Origin of the sequence: Algoriphagus marinus (genome assembly GCF_001936475.1) — a bacterium.
GTDB classification, from domain to species: Bacteria; Bacteroidota; Bacteroidia; order Cytophagales; family Cyclobacteriaceae; genus Algoriphagus; species Algoriphagus marinus.
In genome coordinates, this window is the sequence record NZ_MSPQ01000008.1 from 124,859 (window position 1) to 142,514 (window position 17,656).

Annotated in this window: 18 protein-coding genes and 1 pseudogene; 7 read left to right on the forward strand and 12 right to left on the reverse strand. The window is 37.4% G+C overall.

Translation table 11 applies throughout. The features are described 5' to 3' along the window. Nucleotides 1-4 precede the first annotated feature (4 nt). From BVC88_RS13995 to BVC88_RS14010, 4 genes are all read right to left on the reverse strand, one after another. On the reverse strand, nucleotides 5-1,711 hold the full coding sequence (locus tag BVC88_RS13995; protein WP_075351321.1) for a peptidase domain-containing ABC transporter: 1,707 nt from the start codon (nucleotides 1,709-1,711) through the stop codon (nucleotides 5-7). Next, the gene (locus tag BVC88_RS14000) at nucleotides 1,701-2,381 is read right to left on the reverse strand and encodes a TetR/AcrR family transcriptional regulator (protein WP_075351322.1); all 681 of its coding nucleotides are present in this window, start codon (nucleotides 2,379-2,381) and stop codon (nucleotides 1,701-1,703) included. The genes BVC88_RS13995 and BVC88_RS14000 overlap by 11 nt, the downstream gene beginning before the upstream one ends. A 102-nt stretch (nucleotides 2,382-2,483) precedes the next feature. Then, on the reverse strand, nucleotides 2,484-2,849 hold the full coding sequence (locus tag BVC88_RS14005) for a DUF2237 family protein (RefSeq protein ID WP_075351323.1): 366 nt from the start codon (nucleotides 2,847-2,849) through the stop codon (nucleotides 2,484-2,486). Between the two features lie 8 nt (nucleotides 2,850-2,857). Further along, a complete protein-coding gene (locus BVC88_RS14010) occupies nucleotides 2,858-3,238 on the reverse strand; it encodes a DoxX family protein (RefSeq protein WP_075351324.1) in 381 nt (126 codons plus the stop codon). Between the two features lie 97 nt (nucleotides 3,239-3,335). On the opposite strand from BVC88_RS14010, the gene BVC88_RS14015 reads away from it, so the two are divergent. Then, on the forward strand, nucleotides 3,336-4,868 hold the full coding sequence (locus BVC88_RS14015; protein ID WP_075351325.1) for a BCCT family transporter: 1,533 nt from the start codon (nucleotides 3,336-3,338) through the stop codon (nucleotides 4,866-4,868). Nucleotides 4,869-4,872: 4 nt separating this feature from the next. Here BVC88_RS14015 and BVC88_RS14020 read toward each other — a convergent pair whose 3' ends face one another. The 4 genes and pseudogenes from BVC88_RS14020 to BVC88_RS21775 all read right to left on the reverse strand — a co-directional run bounded on the left by BVC88_RS14020 (nucleotide 4,873) and on the right by BVC88_RS21775 (nucleotide 6,136). Beyond that, nucleotides 4,873-5,247: a DUF983 domain-containing protein gene (locus tag BVC88_RS14020; RefSeq protein WP_075351326.1), complete on the reverse strand. Its 375-nt coding sequence runs from the start codon at nucleotides 5,245-5,247 to the stop codon at nucleotides 4,873-4,875. 87 nt (nucleotides 5,248-5,334) lie between these two features. Beyond that, nucleotides 5,335-5,541: a hypothetical protein gene (locus tag BVC88_RS14025; RefSeq protein WP_075351327.1), complete on the reverse strand. Its 207-nt coding sequence runs from the start codon at nucleotides 5,539-5,541 to the stop codon at nucleotides 5,335-5,337. Beyond that, entirely contained in the window at nucleotides 5,541-6,044 is a 504-nt protein-coding gene (locus BVC88_RS14030) for a DUF4920 domain-containing protein (RefSeq protein ID WP_075351328.1), read from the reverse strand. Before BVC88_RS14030 ends, BVC88_RS14025 begins: the two co-directional genes overlap by 1 nt. Nucleotides 6,045-6,112: 68 nt before the next feature. Continuing rightward, nucleotides 6,113-6,136: pseudogene (locus BVC88_RS21775) on the reverse strand (hypothetical protein). A gap of 135 nt (nucleotides 6,137-6,271) precedes the next feature. Between BVC88_RS21775 and serA the strand changes: the two are divergent. Further along, nucleotides 6,272-8,164 carry a phosphoglycerate dehydrogenase gene (serA, locus tag BVC88_RS14035; RefSeq protein ID WP_075351329.1) on the forward strand — a complete coding sequence of 631 codons (1,893 nt, stop codon included), beginning with the start codon at nucleotides 6,272-6,274 and terminating at the stop codon, nucleotides 8,162-8,164. Between the two features lie 33 nt (nucleotides 8,165-8,197). Here serA and BVC88_RS14040 read toward each other — a convergent pair whose 3' ends face one another. From BVC88_RS14040 to BVC88_RS14055, 4 genes are all read right to left on the reverse strand, one after another. After that, on the reverse strand, nucleotides 8,198-8,677 hold the full coding sequence (locus tag BVC88_RS14040) for a hypothetical protein (protein ID WP_075351330.1): 480 nt from the start codon (nucleotides 8,675-8,677) through the stop codon (nucleotides 8,198-8,200). A gap of 68 nt (nucleotides 8,678-8,745) precedes the next feature. Further along, nucleotides 8,746-9,198, reverse strand: coding sequence for a DUF1572 family protein (locus BVC88_RS14045; RefSeq protein WP_089153091.1), 453 nt, complete (start codon nucleotides 9,196-9,198; stop codon nucleotides 8,746-8,748). A 25-nt stretch (nucleotides 9,199-9,223) separates the two neighbouring features. Continuing rightward, nucleotides 9,224-10,045: an N-acetylmuramidase domain-containing protein gene (locus BVC88_RS14050; protein ID WP_075351331.1), complete on the reverse strand. Its 822-nt coding sequence runs from the start codon at nucleotides 10,043-10,045 to the stop codon at nucleotides 9,224-9,226. 72 nt (nucleotides 10,046-10,117) lie between these two features. Further along, entirely contained in the window at nucleotides 10,118-11,488 is a 1,371-nt protein-coding gene (locus BVC88_RS14055) for a DEAD/DEAH box helicase (protein ID WP_075351332.1), read from the reverse strand. 200 nt (nucleotides 11,489-11,688) lie between these two features. Between BVC88_RS14055 and BVC88_RS14060 the strand changes: the two genes are divergently transcribed. The 5 genes from BVC88_RS14060 (at nucleotide 11,689) to BVC88_RS14080 (ending at nucleotide 17,598) form a co-directional block, all read left to right on the forward strand. Further along, nucleotides 11,689-12,753 (forward strand): carboxypeptidase-like regulatory domain-containing protein, encoded by a 1,065-nt coding sequence (locus BVC88_RS14060; RefSeq protein WP_075351333.1) that lies wholly within the window; start codon nucleotides 11,689-11,691, stop codon nucleotides 12,751-12,753. A gap of 16 nt (nucleotides 12,754-12,769) precedes the next feature. Further along, nucleotides 12,770-14,614 carry a gamma-glutamyltransferase family protein gene (locus tag BVC88_RS14065; protein ID WP_075351334.1) on the forward strand — a complete coding sequence of 615 codons (1,845 nt, stop codon included), beginning with the start codon at nucleotides 12,770-12,772 and terminating at the stop codon, nucleotides 14,612-14,614. A gap of 137 nt (nucleotides 14,615-14,751) precedes the next feature. Beyond that, nucleotides 14,752-16,257, forward strand: a complete 1,506-nt coding sequence (locus tag BVC88_RS14070; protein ID WP_245803649.1) for an amidohydrolase — start codon at nucleotides 14,752-14,754, stop codon at nucleotides 16,255-16,257. A 115-nt stretch (nucleotides 16,258-16,372) separates the two neighbouring features. Beyond that, nucleotides 16,373-16,909: a dihydrofolate reductase family protein gene (locus BVC88_RS14075; RefSeq protein ID WP_075351335.1), complete on the forward strand. Its 537-nt coding sequence runs from the start codon at nucleotides 16,373-16,375 to the stop codon at nucleotides 16,907-16,909. A gap of 35 nt (nucleotides 16,910-16,944) precedes the next feature. Next, nucleotides 16,945-17,598 carry an SGNH/GDSL hydrolase family protein gene (locus BVC88_RS14080; protein WP_075351336.1) on the forward strand — a complete coding sequence of 218 codons (654 nt, stop codon included), beginning with the start codon at nucleotides 16,945-16,947 and terminating at the stop codon, nucleotides 17,596-17,598. The last annotated feature ends 58 nt before the right edge of the window (nucleotides 17,599-17,656 follow it).

The following is a 17,656-nucleotide window of genomic DNA, read 5'->3' on the forward strand; positions in this document are numbered from 1 at the left end:
TATTTTATAAATTCTTAGCTATGAATGAATTATAACTTTGATGGTCTCCATTAAAGACTAGTTTCCCTTTTTCCAACTGAACAATTTGAGATGCTTTAGCAAGTATTTCCGCTTCATTAGATATTAATACCAAGGTCCAATTTCCATTAAAAAGGAAATCTGTGATTCTGGCCTTAGTCTTTGCATCAATGTGGGTCAAAGAATCTTCCATAATTATTGCCTTAGGTTCTCCTAGGAAGGCCCTTGCGAGTAAAATACTTTGAGCAAGCTTTCTTGAAAGCCCCTTTCCCTCAGGCTGAAGCATAGTATCCAAGTCAGATGGTAATTGATAGATATAATCTTTAAGATCAACTAAGTCTAAGATGTACTCCAATTGGTCCACGTCAAAATCTCTTCCTACCAAGATATTTTCCTTGATTGATCCATGGAAAATTTGCTCTGTTTCTAAGCAATCTCCAACCATTCCACGATACTTCTCCAGGTTGATCATCTCTATTGAGAGATTGTTTACTTTAACTTCACCTTCATATTCCTCATACAATCCTGACAGTAAAGCCAAAAGAGCACTTTTTCCACTACCACTTTTCCCGTTCAAAACCACCTTCGAACCAGGGTCAATTGATAAAGAAACATTTTGAAGGATCGGCTCAATAGAATCGTGAGGTTGAAAGGTTACATTTTCTAGTCCAAATTGTAAACCTTCAGGTTTTGATACAATTACTTTTTCAATATCTGAGCTATGTTCCAATTCCAAATCCATCACATGTCCAATCTTTTCAACTGAAACCAAAGTGTCGTAAACCGTTTCCAACGAAAGAATTAACTTTTCAACAGCATTCACTACTAGAATGATAATTACCTCAGCTGCTACAAATTGACCAATACTGATCTGGTCATTAATTAATAATAAACTACCTGCAAGGAGTAAACTAGTGACAATAAGCACTTTAAATACAATCATGATCTTGTACTGAAAGATCAAAACAGAGAAGTGCTTTGTCCTGAAATCCACGTATTTCTGGATTAATTTATCTGCTCGAAGTATGGGTAGCCGAGTATTTCCAACCAGTTTGAAAGTATTCAAAGTTCGTCCTACTTCCTCAAGCCAATATGCAGTTTGGTATTTATAAGTTGATTCCTTCAAGGCAGTCTCCATTCCTTTTGGGCTGGTGAAATAGAAAATTAAGGTCAAAATTCCCGTCAAACCTAAACCAAACAAAATGAATGTCGGATGATAAAATGATAATAAGAGGAGGCCAAAAAAGACTTGAAGAAAGGCTGTGGAAAAATCAATCAAGATTTTGGAGAGTCCTTTCTGAAGATTGACGATATCGAAAAAACGATTGACAATCTCAGGGCCATATTCACCATGAAGTATCTCGGATTTTACTTTCGGAAGCCGATATGCCATAGCTAATCCAGCTTTTGAGAAAATCCTTTGCTGCAATTTTTCCGAAATTTGAAGTTGTGAGATCTGAAGAAAACCCCCAAAAGCTACACCCAGAGCAACAATTATCACTAGGATGACCCATGAAGTTGATATTCTTCCTCCCAAAATAAAATTCAGAATTGCCTGAATTCCGAGCGGCAATGAAAGAGTAACAATACCATTCAAAATCGCATAGAAATAAATTGCGTAGACTTGATTTTTTTCCTCCCTCAATAGGCTAAATAGCCTTGCTACTGGAGTCATTCCATTACTACTTTTCATTAGTGATCGCGTTGATTACGAGTTGGTGAAAGAATTGATATCTCCCTAAGGAATCTATTGACCGCTCAGTCATTCCTGGAAGATGAAGTGAATTAAATGATTGTAATAGACTTGACTCCATCACAGTAGAAACCAGTGTTTTAGGATATTCATAATAGGGGTTGATCTCTTGAATAATAGATGAGATACGCTCTCCAAATTTGTAAACTTGAGCAAAAATCCCACTCTCATGTTCATCGTCCACTGCCTTGGTCAAATAGCCCTTTAGTGATTCATTTACCACCAAAGATCGAAGGACTAGAGGATTAAGGTATTCATTTTTAGTAAAAATGGGGCCATCAACCATTAATTTAAGTGCTACACCAAGTCTCTCTCCAGGATCAGTGAGGTTTGCAGTTGCATAAACTAAATTAATCTCCATCCATCCCCAGTACCAAGCTGTCAAATAAAGTAAGAGCTTATGCTTATTTTCAAAATAGCGGTAAATCGCTGCTTCAGTACTCCCAATCTCCGTGGCAAGCTTTTTAAAAGTGAATTGCTCTACCCCAAGCTCATGAATTAGCTTACATCCCTTCCTGACAATTTCGGCACCTAAATCTGATGTAAATGGCTCTTTTAAATAAAGATTACCATTCACTTCTACTTTAGATTTACTCAATATACTTTCCATAAAATACCTTCAAAAACAAGAATACAACGGAAGTAATTGAATTAGGTTTAGTAAAACTCTGTTTTTTGTTAGTAATATTAACAAAAAAATACTTTTACTTACTTATGACTTAAATGCCATTTCAATTAAAACATTTAATGGTATGATATTCAGGGTTTTTTCATTTGTAGCCTCGAGAATCACGAAAGGAGCATAACCGGCTTTATAAGCTTCTAACCACCTCAATGCACAAAGACACCACCTGTCCCCTGCTTTTAGACCGGGAAAATCATAGGCAGGGATAGGTGTCATTAAATCGTTTCCTTTAGATTTTGAAAACTCCAAAAAATCTTCGGTCATCACCGCACATACCGTATGCGTACCAAGATCCTCTGGTCCAGTCTCACAACATCCTGTTCTATAGTACCCGGTCATTGGAGTTTTGCTACAGAGTTCTATTTTCTCCCCAAATAAATTTATTCCATCCATGATCCCTGTTATTTAGTATAAATGAAAGCCCACCAAATTAATAATGGATGAATCAACACCAAGCGGATCCATCCTATCCATTCAGAAACGCAAAGTCCCTCCTCTAAACAGGACCCTATCTGAATAAAATAGACATGGGAAGGTATAAAGGCCACTAGCATTGCCACAATTCCCCAAGCGGCAATCTTTCTTGTTTGTGGAATCAGAAGGCCAATAGCACCTACTACCTCCGCTATTCCAGCTATGGTATTTAGAAGATCCTTTTCTGGCAAGTATTCAGGAATCAAAGGGAGATAAAACTCAGGTTGCAAAAAGTGATTTATACCACCTAAAAAATAGAAGGCAGCCATTAGGTATTTCCCAATTTTCAGAAGTAATTGTTTTTTCATTTTCTGTTTAATTTAAAAACTCATTGAGTTCATCGAATCTCAACAATTTCTTTTCTTTCTTTTTTGACAAGATTTTAGCATTTATATTGATCACTCGATGTCAAAATATCCATCTTTTTTTAGGCTGAATGTAAGACCTTATGTTTTTTGGCCTCCATTTATTCTTCTAATCTCAGCTGTTATTTCCAGTATTTTTCTACCGGAAGTTTTCTCCAACCAGATCAGAAATCTACAACAAGCAATCTTAACTTATTTCTCGATTGGTTTCAGTTGGGTTTCATTTTTAATGCTTTTTTTGGTAATCATCGTATTCTTCTCTCCTTTAGGAAAGTACAGAATAGGTGGAGCGAAAGCAAAACCAAGGCTTTCAAAATTAAGCTGGTTTGCAATTATACTTTGCACTACTATAGCTGTTGGTATTTTGTTTTGGGGAAGTGCTGAGCCTTTAAACCATTATTTTTTTCCACCAGATTTCTTTGACCTGAAACCAGTTTCTACTGATGCTAAAAATTTTGCGCTCGGTGCCTTGTTTTTTCATTGGGGTTTTACCCCCTATGCGATTTATGCTGTACCTGCATTGGTATTTGGTTTGATCTTATACTCGGACAAACCAAGATATTCTTTAATAAATATCATAAAGCCCATTTTAGGTAGAAAAAGTGGTAGAAATTGGTCAGGAATTTTAGATTCAATTTGTCTTTTTGCCTTAGTTACAGGCATGGCAGCATCTCTGGGAGCTGGCATCCTAAGCCTTTCTGGAGGGGTTTTATCTTTTTTTCCAGATTGGAGTCCAGTGTTAATTCAGCCTGCGATAACACTTTTGATCCTTATCACTTTTTTGATTTCGGCCTCCTCTGGGATTGAAAAAGGAATTCGCAGTCTTTCGCTATTCAATCTTGGATTCTTTATTTTGTTACTGGTTCTATTTGTTATTCTTGGGCAAGGATTAGCTATTTTTCCTGCATTTGTTGATAATTTGAAAACTTATTTCAACTATTTTTTGGATTTAAGCTTACAGATTTCGGGAGCAGGAAATCAATGGACTTACGATTGGACTACCTTTAACTTGGCTATTTGGACAGCCTGGGCTCCTATTACAGCACTCTTTCTTGGTAAAATTGCAGTGGGTCGGACAGTGAGAGAATTCTTAATTTTTAACCTTTTTCTGCCTGCTATATTTTGTACACTTTGGATGAGTATTTTTGGTGGAGCTACTCTAGGATTTGCTGAACAAGCACCTGATTTTTATAAAAATCTATTGGAAGTATCCGGCCCAGAATCTATTATTTATCAAGTTTCCTTAGACATGGGATACTTCAAGCTTTTTTCTCAACTTTTTATTTTGGCTATGTTTATTTCCTTTGTCACAGCTGCCGATTCCAGTACAGATGCACTTGCAAGCATCAGTATGGATAAAGCTGGTAATGATGTATTCAAGACAGATGTAAACCTCAAAGTAATTTGGGGAACGTTAATGGCAAGTCTTGCTTGGGTGATGATTACTTTTGCGGGGGTAGATGGAGTACGAATGCTTTCCGTAATTGGTGGGCTTCCGGCACTTATTCTAATTAGTCTAGCAACTTATAGCTTGGTATTGTTACTGATAAATCCCAAAAAACATTTGCTTTAAAATCTCAATACCCTCTGTATTTCAGTTTACTGGCTAAATAAAGGTAAAGTACTTTGGAATAACGAAGCATTAAAGGCAACAGAATAATATTAGCGACTACTACAGAGGTAAGATACATCCATAGCTCTGGCTTTTCAATTAACACATTCAAAGCGACTAAGGCTGTTATTACAAGAGCTACAGAAAAAGCGTAGCTGATGTACATTGCACCATAATAAAAATCAGGCTCCGGCATCAGATTAGCATTACAAACCGGGCAAGAATGATTGATGGAGGTAAGATTTTTAAAACTCATTTTAGAGCCTTCGAAAAGATCCCCTTCCCGACAATTCGGACATTTAGCCGTCAGGATAGCTTGAGTCTTGCTTATTTTTGACATTCTTGCTTTTTGCTTCGAAGTAAAACTTCTTTGGGCGTTTTCTTGGTGACTTTAATTACTTATTCAAACAGGAGGAGAAACTACTTATCAAAAGTATAATTCATCAAGATCATAATCTTTTCCTATTCCCCACTGCAGTAATTCTTCAATGGTGTATAATTCTAAAGTATCAAGATCTTTTACTTTAAAATTAGCTCCTCTCAATCTAGAAACAATTTCCAATTTACGGATCTCTCCTTGATTGACTAGTAAATACTTCCTACCTACTCTAAGGTTATCCAGAGCGATAGGCATTAGGCTTTATCCTTTATAATAACACCTGTAGCCTCAAATGTTATTTCTCGCTTAGGTTCGGTGATTGCTGCAACTTCCTCCTCACTCTTTCCTTGATCTTCTGCAAAATGTCTTAAAGTTTCTACATCAGTAGTTGTCAATGTGGCAACTCCATCAAGAATGATAGGAAATCCTTGAGAATTGGTGGGAACAAAAAAACCATAATCCTTAAAAGTAACCCGCATACTTTCACCGTTTGGAAGGTCCATCGTAAGCCAACAGCCTTTTTTGGTACACACTTCATTGATTTCTCCAGCAATTTTACCTTCGAAAGTTCCGTTCTCCATCACAAAAGAAATCATCTCTGCTGGATTTACTACTTCTTGATCAGAAACTGAAGCACCATAATTGCCGGCAATGATGTCAGCAGATTTTTCGGTTTCCATCTCTTTCTTTGGAGATTCTTGACAAGAAATCAATAAACCAAAACCAACTGCGAGGACAGATAAAAATGACTTTTTCATAAATATATCGGATTTAGAACTTCAAAAATAAGACTAAGAATCGCAAGTAAAAAGAATTTGATTGAAGATTATTGAGCTAAATCAGAAAACAATATTATTCAACTATTGAAAGCATTTGTTGAAAAAAAATTAGTAGAGAAAAGATTTTAAACAATTTTTACAATAAAACTTCCAATTTTTTAACAATGCTGTAATTTTACCAAAGAATTTATATTTCAAACCTAATTATGCCTCAATCCACAAAATTCATTATTGATTTCGACAGCACGTTCACACAGGTAGAAGCTCTAGACATACTTGGAGAAATCAGTTTGGCCGGAGATCCTCAAAGAGATCAAAAGCTCAGGGCGATCGCCGATATCACAGATAAAGGAATGGATGGTTCTCTTACTTTTAGAGAAAGTTTAGAGCTGCGTTTGGAGATTTTAAGTGCTTCTAAAGGCCAAATTTCTGATCTTATTGAAGCATTGAAAAAGAAAGTCTCAAAATCTTTTGAGCGGAATAAGGAGTTCTTGCAAGAGAACTCGAATGATATTTACATCATTTCGAATGGATTCAAAGATTTTATCATTCCGATTGTAGCAGATTATGGAATTCAAAAGGATAATGTGTTTGCCAATGAATTTATTTATGATCAATTAGATCGTATTGTTGATTTTAATCGGGAAAACCCGCTTTCCAAGAATAACGGAAAAGCTGAAACAATAAAGCAAATCAACCTTGAAGGAGATATCTATGTCATTGGTGATGGGTACACCGATTATGAAATCAAAGCTTCAGGATTGGCAAATAAGTTTTATGCTTTTACGGAAAATGTAAGCAGACCTAGAGTCACTTCTCAGGCAGATCATATTGCGCCTAGTTTGGATGAAATTTTATACGTTAATAATTTGAATAAGAAGTTTAGCTATCCGAAAAGCAGGATTAAAGTTTTGCTTTTGGAAAATGTGCATCAAATCGGAGTGGATTTGTTTAAGGAGGAAGGATATGAAGTAGAGGTAATTAGCTCTGCAATGAGTGAAGAGGAACTTTGTGAAAAGATTAAGAATATTTCGATTCTTGGTATTCGCTCCAAAACTAACGTGACAAAAAAGGTTCTTGAGAATGCTAATCGTTTACTTTCAATTGGGGCTTTTTGTATTGGTACGAATCAAATTGATTTGGAGACTTGTCAGGAAAAAGGAATTGCGGTATTTAATGCACCCTTTAGCAATACACGCTCGGTAGTGGAAATGGCAATTGCCGAAATTATTTTTCTGATGAGAAGTTTTGCCGACAAATCAGTGGCGATGCATCAGGGAAAATGGGATAAGTCTGCAAGTGGTAGCTTTGAAATCAGAGGAAAAAAGCTTGGAATCATCGGCTATGGCAACATTGGTGCACAGCTTTCGGTATTGGCCGAAAATATGGGGATGAATGTTTTTTACTACGATGTCATCGAGAAATTGGCCTTGGGAAATGCAACCAAATTAAATTCTCTGGAGGAATTATTAAGTACTTGTGACATTATTTCTCTTCATGTCGATGGCCGAAAGGACAATAAGAATATAATTGGCAAAAAGGAAATTGCTGCAATGAAAAAAGGGTCAATATTGGTTAACCTCAGCCGTGGACATGTAGTTGAAATCCCTGCGTTGAAAGATGCTATTCTTTCGGGTCACTTGGCAGGATGTGCTGTAGACGTTTTCCCAGAGGAGCCAAAAAATAATTCAGAGCCTTTTGTCTCAGAATTGATCGGACTTCCAAACACAATTCTCACACCTCACATAGGAGGAAGTACATTGGAGGCTCAGGAAAATATCGCCCGATTTGTTCCAGGAAAAATAATGGAATATATCAATACAGGTAACACTTACAATTCGGTGAATTTCCCAAATATTCAACTCCCTTTCCTTAAAGATGCGCACCGCCTGATCCATCTTCACCAAAATGAGCCTGGAGTCTTGGCTAAAATCAATCAGATTTTGGCTAACTATGAAATCAATATTGTTGGTCAGTATCTGAAAACAAACGAACGAATAGGGTATGTGATTACTGATATTGATAAAGCGTATTCTCCTGATGCTATTGATGAGCTTAAAACCATTAAAGGAACAATCAGATTTAGAATGTTGTATTGATTTGAAAAAAGCCTCGTTAAAACGAGGCTTTTTTTATGCTTTTTGAATTCTAAGCTGGCCAACAAGAATCATACTTGCGAAAAAAGTCCAAACTACTATAGGGTAAATTAGATAAGAAAGTGAAATGGATAATTCTGCTACTTCCACTCCTATTCTTATGGCGCTTATAATTATTAACCCATTTCCGATAAGTCCAAATTTAAGTGCTGAGACACCTGTTAATTTTTCTAATCCCAAAGTATAATAAGCATAAGTTGCGCAAACCACTGCCAAGATAATTACCATTCTTGCCAAGTCTAATGCTTCTAAAAGTATGAGCTGGTATCTCAAGTAGGCTAGAAATAAAAACAATCCAACCCAAACAATCGGAATAACAAAGCCCGCCGGCTCAAACCATAATCTTTTTCTCAAAGAATTACCTTCAAACTTCAATCCTAACAATGGTGCAGGAATATTTATCAAAAGTAAAATTCCGAGGAATAAGGAAATATTAAAAAAAATCTCGCTTACCATGTTCTGTTAACTCGATGGTAAACAAAATGTTTAACCAATTGAATTCCCATTATCCTAAGAATTATATGCTAAATCCTTTTATCCAAAAACCTTCTATGGTAATTAATCTGGCCAAGATGATAATTGAGATGTCCATATAGATGTGTAATGAAAAAACAATGAGTCATTTTTTTTCCAAATACCTCAAGCGGATAATCCTTTTCGACTAAAGAAATATCCATACCTTCTAGGCTGACAATAAGCCTTTTTTTACAATTGTTGATTTCATTTACCAACTCTTGCCTTGGAACATCTTTCGCCCCAAATTCAAATTCTCGATTCCTGGTGTAATCGAATCCTCCAATTTCTTTTCCGATAAAATTATTCAGATTTCCAATCAAATGTAAGGTTAGATTACCTGCTGAGTTGCTAATTGTACCATCTATCAGCCAAAGGTTTTTCTCTTCAGAATAACTTTCTATTTCTTGAATAAGCTTGTCTAAATCACGCTCAAAAAGCGTGATGAAATTTTTTAAAATCATAAATGAAAATTAAAACATCAAAAAATTAAGAATATTTTTGATAAGCCTTCGCCATTTTTATATCGTATTTATTTTGTGCATAAGCTGGTCCATTGTAGCACTTTGCAAATTTTGCCCAATCTTTATTTTTCAAATGAGAAAGGCATCCAAAAGTGGATATATATCGTCCAAAGGCTTCTAACTGATTGCTTTCGTGGATATACATCTCATCTACAAAGTTTTGTACGGAGGGATAACCAAGTTTTAAAGCGTGAAAACCCATAATTTGGTAACTGCCCCAAGAAGCTGAAGCAAGTGCGGCTTCTTTAACCCTTGGGTCAGAGGATATGGATGCTGCTTTTTCCATTCGGAGATATTCATTTGTGCCTCCTAAATAATGCTTTCGGGTGAAATTTTTATAAAGTACAGTTTCATTTGAAGGATTTGACAGACTGGAAGGATCTATTCCCCTTTCTTTTAACTGCCTCCAAAATATGTGACCCTCGAATAAAATCTTTGGTCTGCCATCAATGAAAAAACCTTTTCCAGAACTCTCAACTTCATTTACTGCTTTCACTGCAGCCAACTCCAGTCCATACTTTTTAGAGAAATCTATGAGATCCTGTTCATCTAAAAATTTATCCCCAAAAGATTCTGCTGGTTTGGTTTTTTCAAGTAGAATGGTCCAGGTTTTAATCCCAACCTCTCCGTCAATCACTAATCTGTTTTTAGACTGAAAGTCTTTAACAGCGGCTTCGGTCAAAGTCCCAAAATATGAAGTGATCGGAATTTGATAACCCAATTTCAACAGCAATTCCTGTAAAAATGCCACCGAAGAACCACGGGATCTTAGTTTTATGTATTGCATAATATCTGCTTTAAAAATAAAAAGTCCTTCAATTTAGTTGAAGGACTTTAAATATGCAATGCTTTATTGACCTTATTCCGGATCAATTACATTCCTTCGAGGCCCAAATTTACCTGACTTTTTTTCGATTGAAGCTGGTTTTTGCTCAGCCTTAGTGGTGTTTGAGTCGTTTGTTTTAGTGCTTTTTGTCTGATTAAAAGTGTCGGTTTTAGGCTTAGAATGATTCTTAGACTGTCCCCCTTCCCTTTTTTTAAAGTTTGGCTTTTTTCCTGAATTGGATTTACCTGCTTTTTCTGGTTCTCCAGTATAAGTTGGACCTTTTTCAAATCCTTCCGGTAAAGGATTCTGAGTTATGTTCATTCCAATCAATTTTTCAATTCGAACGAATTTGTGTTGATCTTTTGGATTGACAAAAGTGATAGCTTCCCCTTCTTTATCTGCACGGGCTGTACGTCCCACACGATGCACATAATCTTCTGGATCGGAAGGTGTATCATAATTGATTACCAATTCTATACCTACCACGTCGATTCCACGAGAAATAATATCAGTTCCAACAAGGATTTTGACAGCCTTATTTTTAAAAGCTGACATGATTTTTTCCCGCTCTACCTGCTCCAAATCTGAGTGAAATGCTTCCACATCAAAATGCTTCCTAAGGATTTTGAATAATGATTTTACTTTTTCCTTGGTTGATGCAAAAATGATAACCGCTTCATATGCTTTCTGTGATAGTATATGCTTTACCAGTTCCTCCTTTTGTGTATCGTAAACTGAATACATTGATTGGGTAACTCCTTCAGCTGTTTTACCTAGCGCAATTGAAATCTCCTCAGGTTTATTTAGAAACTTCATGCTAAACTGACGAATCTTCGGAGGCATAGTCGCCGAAAAAAGGATTGTTTGACGGTCTTTTGGAAGGTAATTTACAATCTTAAGGATGTCATCTGAAAAACCCATATCCATCATCCGATCTGCTTCATCCAGAATCAAATGCTCTAGGGTACTAAGATTAATTTTTCCACCAGCTAATAGCGCGATCAATCTGCCTGGAGTGGCAACAACTATATCTGCACCTGTTTCCAAGGCTTTCTTTTGCTGTTCCCAGACAATCCCATCTCCTCCTCCATAAATTGGAATGGAACTAACCCCAAGGAAATAAGAAAATCCCTGAATCTGTTGATCTATTTGAATTGCAAGTTCCCGAGTAGGTGCCAAAATCAAGGTGTTGAGTCTATTTGAACCTGATTTGCATATCTTATTTAATATCGGGAGAATAAAAGCTGCAGTCTTTCCTGTACCAGTTTGGGCACAAGCGATTAAATCTTTGTTTTGAAGTATAACAGGAATTGCTTTTTCCTGAATTGGTGTAGGTTTTTCATAACCCATGGCGTCCAGTCCATCCTGAAGCGAAGGTTCGAAATTAAATGCTGAAAATTCCAAAATTAAAGGGATTGTTAAATTCTGTAAAGAACAAAAAAACTTTGTCTTCTCAAATATACCTCCGAAATCAACAGAAAGCCAAATCTATAGCACAGCTGAGTGACATTCAAATCTACTAAAAGTCCAATTTGTATTCAAAATTGGAAAGAATCCATCAATTAGGTTATATTTCAACTTAATCTAAGCCAACCTACAACTTGATGAATTTTAAATTTTACCTACGACTCTTCCTCTTCCTTTGTACCACAATTTTCTTTGGCTCCAATCAATTGTTTTCTCAGGTATTTGAAATTAAAGGTAGGATTGTAGATTCTGAAACTCAGGAATATTTAGAAGATGTAAGTGTGACATTAAGAGGAACAGCTTTTGGAGTGAAATCAGTAGCAGGGGGCAATTTTTCAATTGAAAATGTTGTTGAAGATAAATACATTCTTTCTTTAAATCTTGAAGGTTATAACTCTTACGAACAGGTAGTTAAGCTTAATAAAAACATAAACCTCGGAGATATTTACCTTGTGAAATATGGCGCGGAAGGTTCTGGTGCTGCATTGCAAAAGACTATTCGAGCTACCAATATCACCAACCTCTTTAATGACCGTCCGAATATGTTAGGGGGAAATATGGTGTATGGTATCGCCCCAGAACCAGCTAAAGTGGAAGGAAATTATTATCTGGATAAAAAATGGAATACTGCTTCCCTCCTGCTTTATAGAGATCAGAAACTTTTGGAAGGTTTTAGAGCCCGATACAATATTGTCGCTAATCAGTTTGAGTTGATGGAACCTGAGTCTAACCAGATATCGATTATGATGGGTCTTCGAGTTCAAAATTTTGTTTGGGTAGATTCCGCATACAAGGTGCCTAGGTATTTTGTGAACGGAATGGATTTTTTTGATGAAGGAAGTCCAATATCTGGATTTTTTGAGGTCTTGGTTGACGGAGAATTACCCTTAATGCGAAGAACTGAGGCCATATTCAAAGAATCAAATTACAATACAGCATTGATGGTTGGGAATAGAAACCATCAAATTCTTAAAAGGAATACCTATTACTATTTAGAAGGAAAAAATGTAATTGAAGTTCCAACCAATCGTAAAAAGCTATTTGCGCTTTTTGGCGAAAAAGCAGAAGAAATGGAAGAATTTGTCAATCAAAACAGTCTCCCCACTCGAGATCCTAGTTCTCTTTTTCAAATATTCACGCATTTCAATTCTCAGTTCGAAGGCTTTCAGCCTATTATGAGTCAACTCCTTGATCAAAATTAAATAAACAACTAATTATATGCTTAAGAAATATACATTTATTGCTTTACTGTTCTTACCGTTATTGACTTTTGCTCAGCAAACCCAAAAGCCAGTGCTCCATGGGAAAAATTGGGTGGCAATTACAGGTAAACCTCTCGCAGCCACTGCTGGATCCCAAATTTTTCAACAAGGAGGCAATGCCGTAGACGCTGCATGCGGGATGCTAGCCGCTACTGCGACGATGTGGGATGTGCTTTCATGGGGCGGTGAAACCCAAGCTTTGATTTACAACCCTAACACTAAAAAAGTGATTGCTATTAATGCCATGGGCTATGCACCCACTGGTGCTACGGTAGATTTCTACAAATCTCAAAACATGGATTATCCTCCTGCTTTTGGTCCGTTGGCAGCAACTACTCCTGGAACTCCGGGTGGATTGATGACTATGCTGGCTGAGTATGGTACTATGAGTTTAACGCAGGTTTTGGAACCGGCGATGCAGCTTGCAAAGGGATATCCTATTGAGGAAATGACTGCCAACAACATAGAAAAAGGGAAAGATCAAATCAAGGGATGGCCTTACTCAAAGAAAGTATTTCTCCCTCATCTAGGTCAAGAAAGAGAAGCTCCAGAGGCTGGCGAAATCTTTGTTCAGGAGGATTTATATCAAACGTTATCTAAGCTTGTTGAAACCGAAAAAGCAGCCCTGAAAGCTGGCAAAAACCGAAAAGAAGCTATCTATGCTGCTTATGAGCGATTTTATAAAGGGGATATTGCAAAAGAGATTGTCAGAGGTACTCGCGAACAAGGCGGGCTATTTACGGAAGCAGACTTGGCAAATTGGAAAGTGAAAATTGAGGAACCTCTTTCGGTTAATTATAAAGGTATTGATGTTTACAAACTTCAGGAATGGACACAAGGTCCAGCCCTACTTCAATCCTTGAATATTCTCGAGAACTTCGATTTGAAAAGCATGGGATATAACTCTGCCAATTATATCCACACCATTTACCAAGCGATGAATTTGGCTTTTGCAGATCGGGATTTTTATTATTCTGATCCAGCCTTTGACCCTGTAAGTCCCATGAAAGGATTGCTTTCAAAAGAATATGCCAAAGATCGGGCGAAACTGATCAAAGACAAAAATGATCCAACAATGGGTCCTGGAGATCCCTATCCTTACCAAGGAGGAACAAACCCTTTTAAAAATCTGCTGGAACAAAACAATAAAGCTGTAGCCATAAATAACCCGGGCCAACCATTAGGCGGACTTGATGATCCATTTTTGGAGCAATTCCAGCGGGGAACTACTTCCATTGAGGCAGCGGATGCAGAAGGTTGGGTAGTTTCAGTTACGCCTAGCGGTGGATGGATTCCAGCGGTAATCGCCGGAAACACTGGGGTTGGTTTAAGTCAGCGAATGCAAAGCTTTGTTTTGGATGAAAAATTGAATCCGTATAATCTACCAGAGCCGGGAAAAAGACCAAGAGTCACCTTGACTCCAAGTTTAGCGATGAAAGATGGAAAACCATTCTTGGCCTTTGCAGTACAAGGCGGAGATTCACAGGATCAAAACTTACTTCAGTTTTTCCTCAATGTGGTAGAATTTGATATGAATGTGCAACAGGCGGCTGAGGCGGCAAATATGAATTCCTATCAGATGCAAAGCTCCTTTGGTGCACATGAGATGAAACCAGGCGCCATGACATTGCGGGAAGATACCCCAAATTGGATTCGTGCTGAATTGACAAAAAAAGGATATCTAATGGATTTCTGGCCACGAACTTCAGGCCCTATTAATGCCATATGGTTTGATTGGAAACACGGAAGTTTCTGGGGTGGATCAAGCAATTATGGGGAAGACTATGGGATTGCATGGTAGAATAAGCTTTCTGAGGGCAGTTGGCAATAGTAACCTTTGTGGTCTTTTTTTGACCTCGAAGGTTTATGCTAAAAAGCAGTGAGAAGTCCCGAAATCGGGAAGATGGAATAAATAGAAGGATTCCAAAATTTATAAATATGATAGAACTTAATAATACTTGCATGAGTAGTTCAAATTCTCTAAACACAGGATATTCGAAAAAAGGATATTTATTCTTTGCCCTATTCTTGTCATTCAGTACACTTTCTTTTTCTCAAAAAAAAGTCAAGCCAAATCCTCTAAAGATCGAGGTTCAACAATCCATTGATACTCGTTATTCGGATTTGACTGACCTGAGTGATAAAATTTGGTCATTTGAGGAAATCGCTTTTCAGGAAACCCAATCTGCTGCTGCGCTATCCGATTACGCAGAGTCATTAGGTTTCAAAGTAACTCGTGGCGTAGGTGAGATTCCCACAGCATTTGTTGCAGAATATGGTTCCGGAAAACCTATCATCGGGATCATGGGAGAATTTGATGCGCTTCCTGGCCTTTCTCAAAACAAAGTGCCTTATAAGGATCCCTTGCATGTTGACGCGCCTGGTCATGGTTGCGGGCATAACCTTTTTGGTGTAGCCTCCTTAGGCGCTGCAGCTTCTATCAAAGATTTGATTGAGAAAGGGGAATTAAAGGGAACAATTAGATTTTATGGAACTCCGGCCGAGGAGAAATTTTTCGGGAAACTCTGGATGATTCGTGCCGGGCTCTTCAATGATGTGGATGTGATGATGGATTGGCATCCTGCCGATGAGACCAAAGTAAATGCTCAAAAAGGATTGGCTTTAGTTGATTTTCAAGTGGAATTCAGAGGGCAAGCAGCTCATGCTTCAGCTGACCCTTGGAATGGGCGAAGTGCATCTGATGCCTTGGAGCTTTATGCAAATGGCATCAACTATTACCGTGAGCACATCAAACCTACGGTAAGAATTCATTATCATATTCAAGACGCTGGTCAAGTAGTGAATGTAGTGCCAGATTATAGCAGAATTTGGGTTCGTGTTCGAGACAGTAGCCGAGAAGGATTATTGCCAGTTTGGGAGCGAGTTGAAGCTATGGCTGAGGGTGCTGCGATTCTTGCAAATGTGGACTATAAAGTGAGCTTGATTTCAGGGGTTCATGAAATGCTGATCAATCGAACTGGTTCTGAAGTGCTTCAAAAAAACTTAGAATCACTTGGACCTATCAGCTATACTGAAGAGGAACAGGTTTTTGCAAAGAAGATTCAAGAAAGTGTTAATAAGCCTCAAATAGGATTGGTGTCAGAGATCAAACCATTAGAAGAAACATTAGAACACTCTATGGGTGGGTCCACTGATGTGGGTGATGTGAGCTGGAATGTTCCGGTAATCAGTTTGAGCGCAACTACTGCTCCAAATGGCACTCCATGGCATTCTTGGGCTGTTGTTGCTTGTGGCGGTATGTCAATCGGACACAAAGGAATGGGCTATGCTGCCAAAGCTTTGGCTATGACGATGGTAGACCTATATCAAGATCCGGCACTTATTGAATCAATACAAACAGAATTCAAGACGACTAAAGGAGATTATGTTTACAAAGGAATAATCCCTGATGGACCTCCCCCAATCACGTCGAAGTTGCAGTGATATTTTAAGAATAGTCTTAAGTCTAAGCTTTTAGGCTTCATTTAAATAATCCAGAAGAGATTGAAATACAAAATATAGTTTGGTTTGTCCAGACATCAAAACTGGTTAAAACTACATGCCATACAATCGCAAAGTAATTTTATATATTTCAATGAGCTTGGATGGCTATATCGCAAGCCTTGATAATAGTTTGGATTTCCTTTCTTCAGTTGCTCAGGAAGGTGAAGATTATGGTTATACTAACTTTGTTTCTTCTGTTGATACAGTAATAATTGGTAGAAAAACCTACGAGAAGGTGCTTTCTATGGGATATGAATACCCACATGTAGATAAAGCGGTGTACATCATTACTAGAAGTGAACGGGAGTCTATTGGTAGTTTTAACTTTTATACTGGAGACCTCGGTGAATTGATAGCCGATCTTAAGTCAAGACCTGGAGGAAATATTTATTGTGATGGAGGTGCCGAAATCGCAAATGAGTTGATGAGAAACAACTTAATAGATGAGTTTATCATTTCTGTGATTCCAATTCTTCTTGGAGATGGAGTTTTACTTTTTAGAGGAGGCCGACCGGAGCAATCACTGCGATTAATCAATTCGAAGTCCTTTGAAAAAGGCCTTATACAACTTCATTACAGTAAAGTTGAGTAATCATATTTACTCTAAGCAACCTAAAAGCTAATCTGATGAAACGATTCCTTATCCTTATTTTTCTACTGATTTCTATTGGATTATCGTCTTTTATCTGGAAGCAAAAGAAAATCCTGATCATTGGAGATTCTATTTCCATAGGTTACACGCCATATGTAAGGAGATCTTTACAGGGGAAAGCTTTGGTCACCCATAATCCTGGCAATGCGCAACATACTGGTACTGGACTTGAAAAGATCGAAGAGTGGATAGGCGATGAAGAATGGGATTTAATTCAACTTAATTGGGGATTATGGGATTTGGTCTATCGACACCCTGATTCCAAAGTCAATGGAAACCGTGATAAAGTAAATGGAAAAATCACATTTAAAGTTGAAGAATATGCAGCTAACCTGGATTCTATAATCACAAAAATCAAAGATTTGAGTGATGCCAAATTGGTATTTGTGACTACTACTTATGTTCCGGAAGAAGAGGTTGGTCGGAACACTTCTGATGTTCAAATTTATAATGCTGCCGCAAAAGAAGTTATGAAAAGACATGGAGTTCTAATTAATGATATTTATTCAACTTCAAAAGATATCCATGTTGAATATGGGCTAGGAGACGGAGATGTACATTATGACGATAAAGGCTATTCTGAACTTGGAAAGCTTGTTGTTGCTTATCTTTCAGATCAACTTTTTTAGTTCGTTTCGTTTAATTATTTTTTCAAAGTTGCAGTTTAAAAAGAATACAATTTTTTGA

Bases quoted from the DNA above. Each gene is read 5' to 3' on its own strand.
- BVC88_RS14065 (WP_075351334.1), top strand. From the start codon at position 12,770: ATGCTTAAGAAATATACATTTATTGCTTTACTGTTCTTACCGTTATTG.
- BVC88_RS14075 (WP_075351335.1), top strand. From the start codon at position 16,373: ATGCCATACAATCGCAAAGTAATTTTATATATTTCAATGAGCTTGGAT.
- BVC88_RS14010 (WP_075351324.1), bottom strand. From the start codon at position 3,238: ATGAAAAAACAATTACTTCTGAAAATTGGGAAATACCTAATGGCTGCC.
- BVC88_RS14050 (WP_075351331.1), bottom strand. From the start codon at position 10,045: ATGCAATACATAAAACTAAGATCCCGTGGTTCTTCGGTGGCATTTTTA.
- BVC88_RS14020 (WP_075351326.1), bottom strand. From the start codon at position 5,247: ATGTCAAAAATAAGCAAGACTCAAGCTATCCTGACGGCTAAATGTCCG.
- BVC88_RS14060 (WP_075351333.1), top strand. From the start codon at position 11,689: ATGAATTTTAAATTTTACCTACGACTCTTCCTCTTCCTTTGTACCACA.
- serA (WP_075351329.1), top strand. From the start codon at position 6,272: ATGCCTCAATCCACAAAATTCATTATTGATTTCGACAGCACGTTCACA.
- BVC88_RS14045 (WP_089153091.1), bottom strand. From the start codon at position 9,198: ATGATTTTAAAAAATTTCATCACGCTTTTTGAGCGTGATTTAGACAAG.
- BVC88_RS13995 (WP_075351321.1), bottom strand. From the start codon at position 1,711: ATGAAAAGTAGTAATGGAATGACTCCAGTAGCAAGGCTATTTAGCCTA.
- BVC88_RS14040 (WP_075351330.1), bottom strand. From the start codon at position 8,677: ATGGTAAGCGAGATTTTTTTTAATATTTCCTTATTCCTCGGAATTTTA.
- BVC88_RS14025 (WP_075351327.1), bottom strand. From the start codon at position 5,541: ATGCCTATCGCTCTGGATAACCTTAGAGTAGGTAGGAAGTATTTACTA.
- BVC88_RS14080 (WP_075351336.1), top strand. From the start codon at position 16,945: ATGAAACGATTCCTTATCCTTATTTTTCTACTGATTTCTATTGGATTA.
- BVC88_RS14070 (WP_245803649.1), top strand. From the start codon at position 14,752: ATGATAGAACTTAATAATACTTGCATGAGTAGTTCAAATTCTCTAAAC.
- BVC88_RS14000 (WP_075351322.1), bottom strand. From the start codon at position 2,381: ATGGAAAGTATATTGAGTAAATCTAAAGTAGAAGTGAATGGTAATCTT.
- BVC88_RS14030 (WP_075351328.1), bottom strand. From the start codon at position 6,044: ATGAAAAAGTCATTTTTATCTGTCCTCGCAGTTGGTTTTGGTTTATTG.
- BVC88_RS14005 (WP_075351323.1), bottom strand. From the start codon at position 2,849: ATGGATGGAATAAATTTATTTGGGGAGAAAATAGAACTCTGTAGCAAA.
- BVC88_RS14015 (WP_075351325.1), top strand. From the start codon at position 3,336: ATGTCAAAATATCCATCTTTTTTTAGGCTGAATGTAAGACCTTATGTT.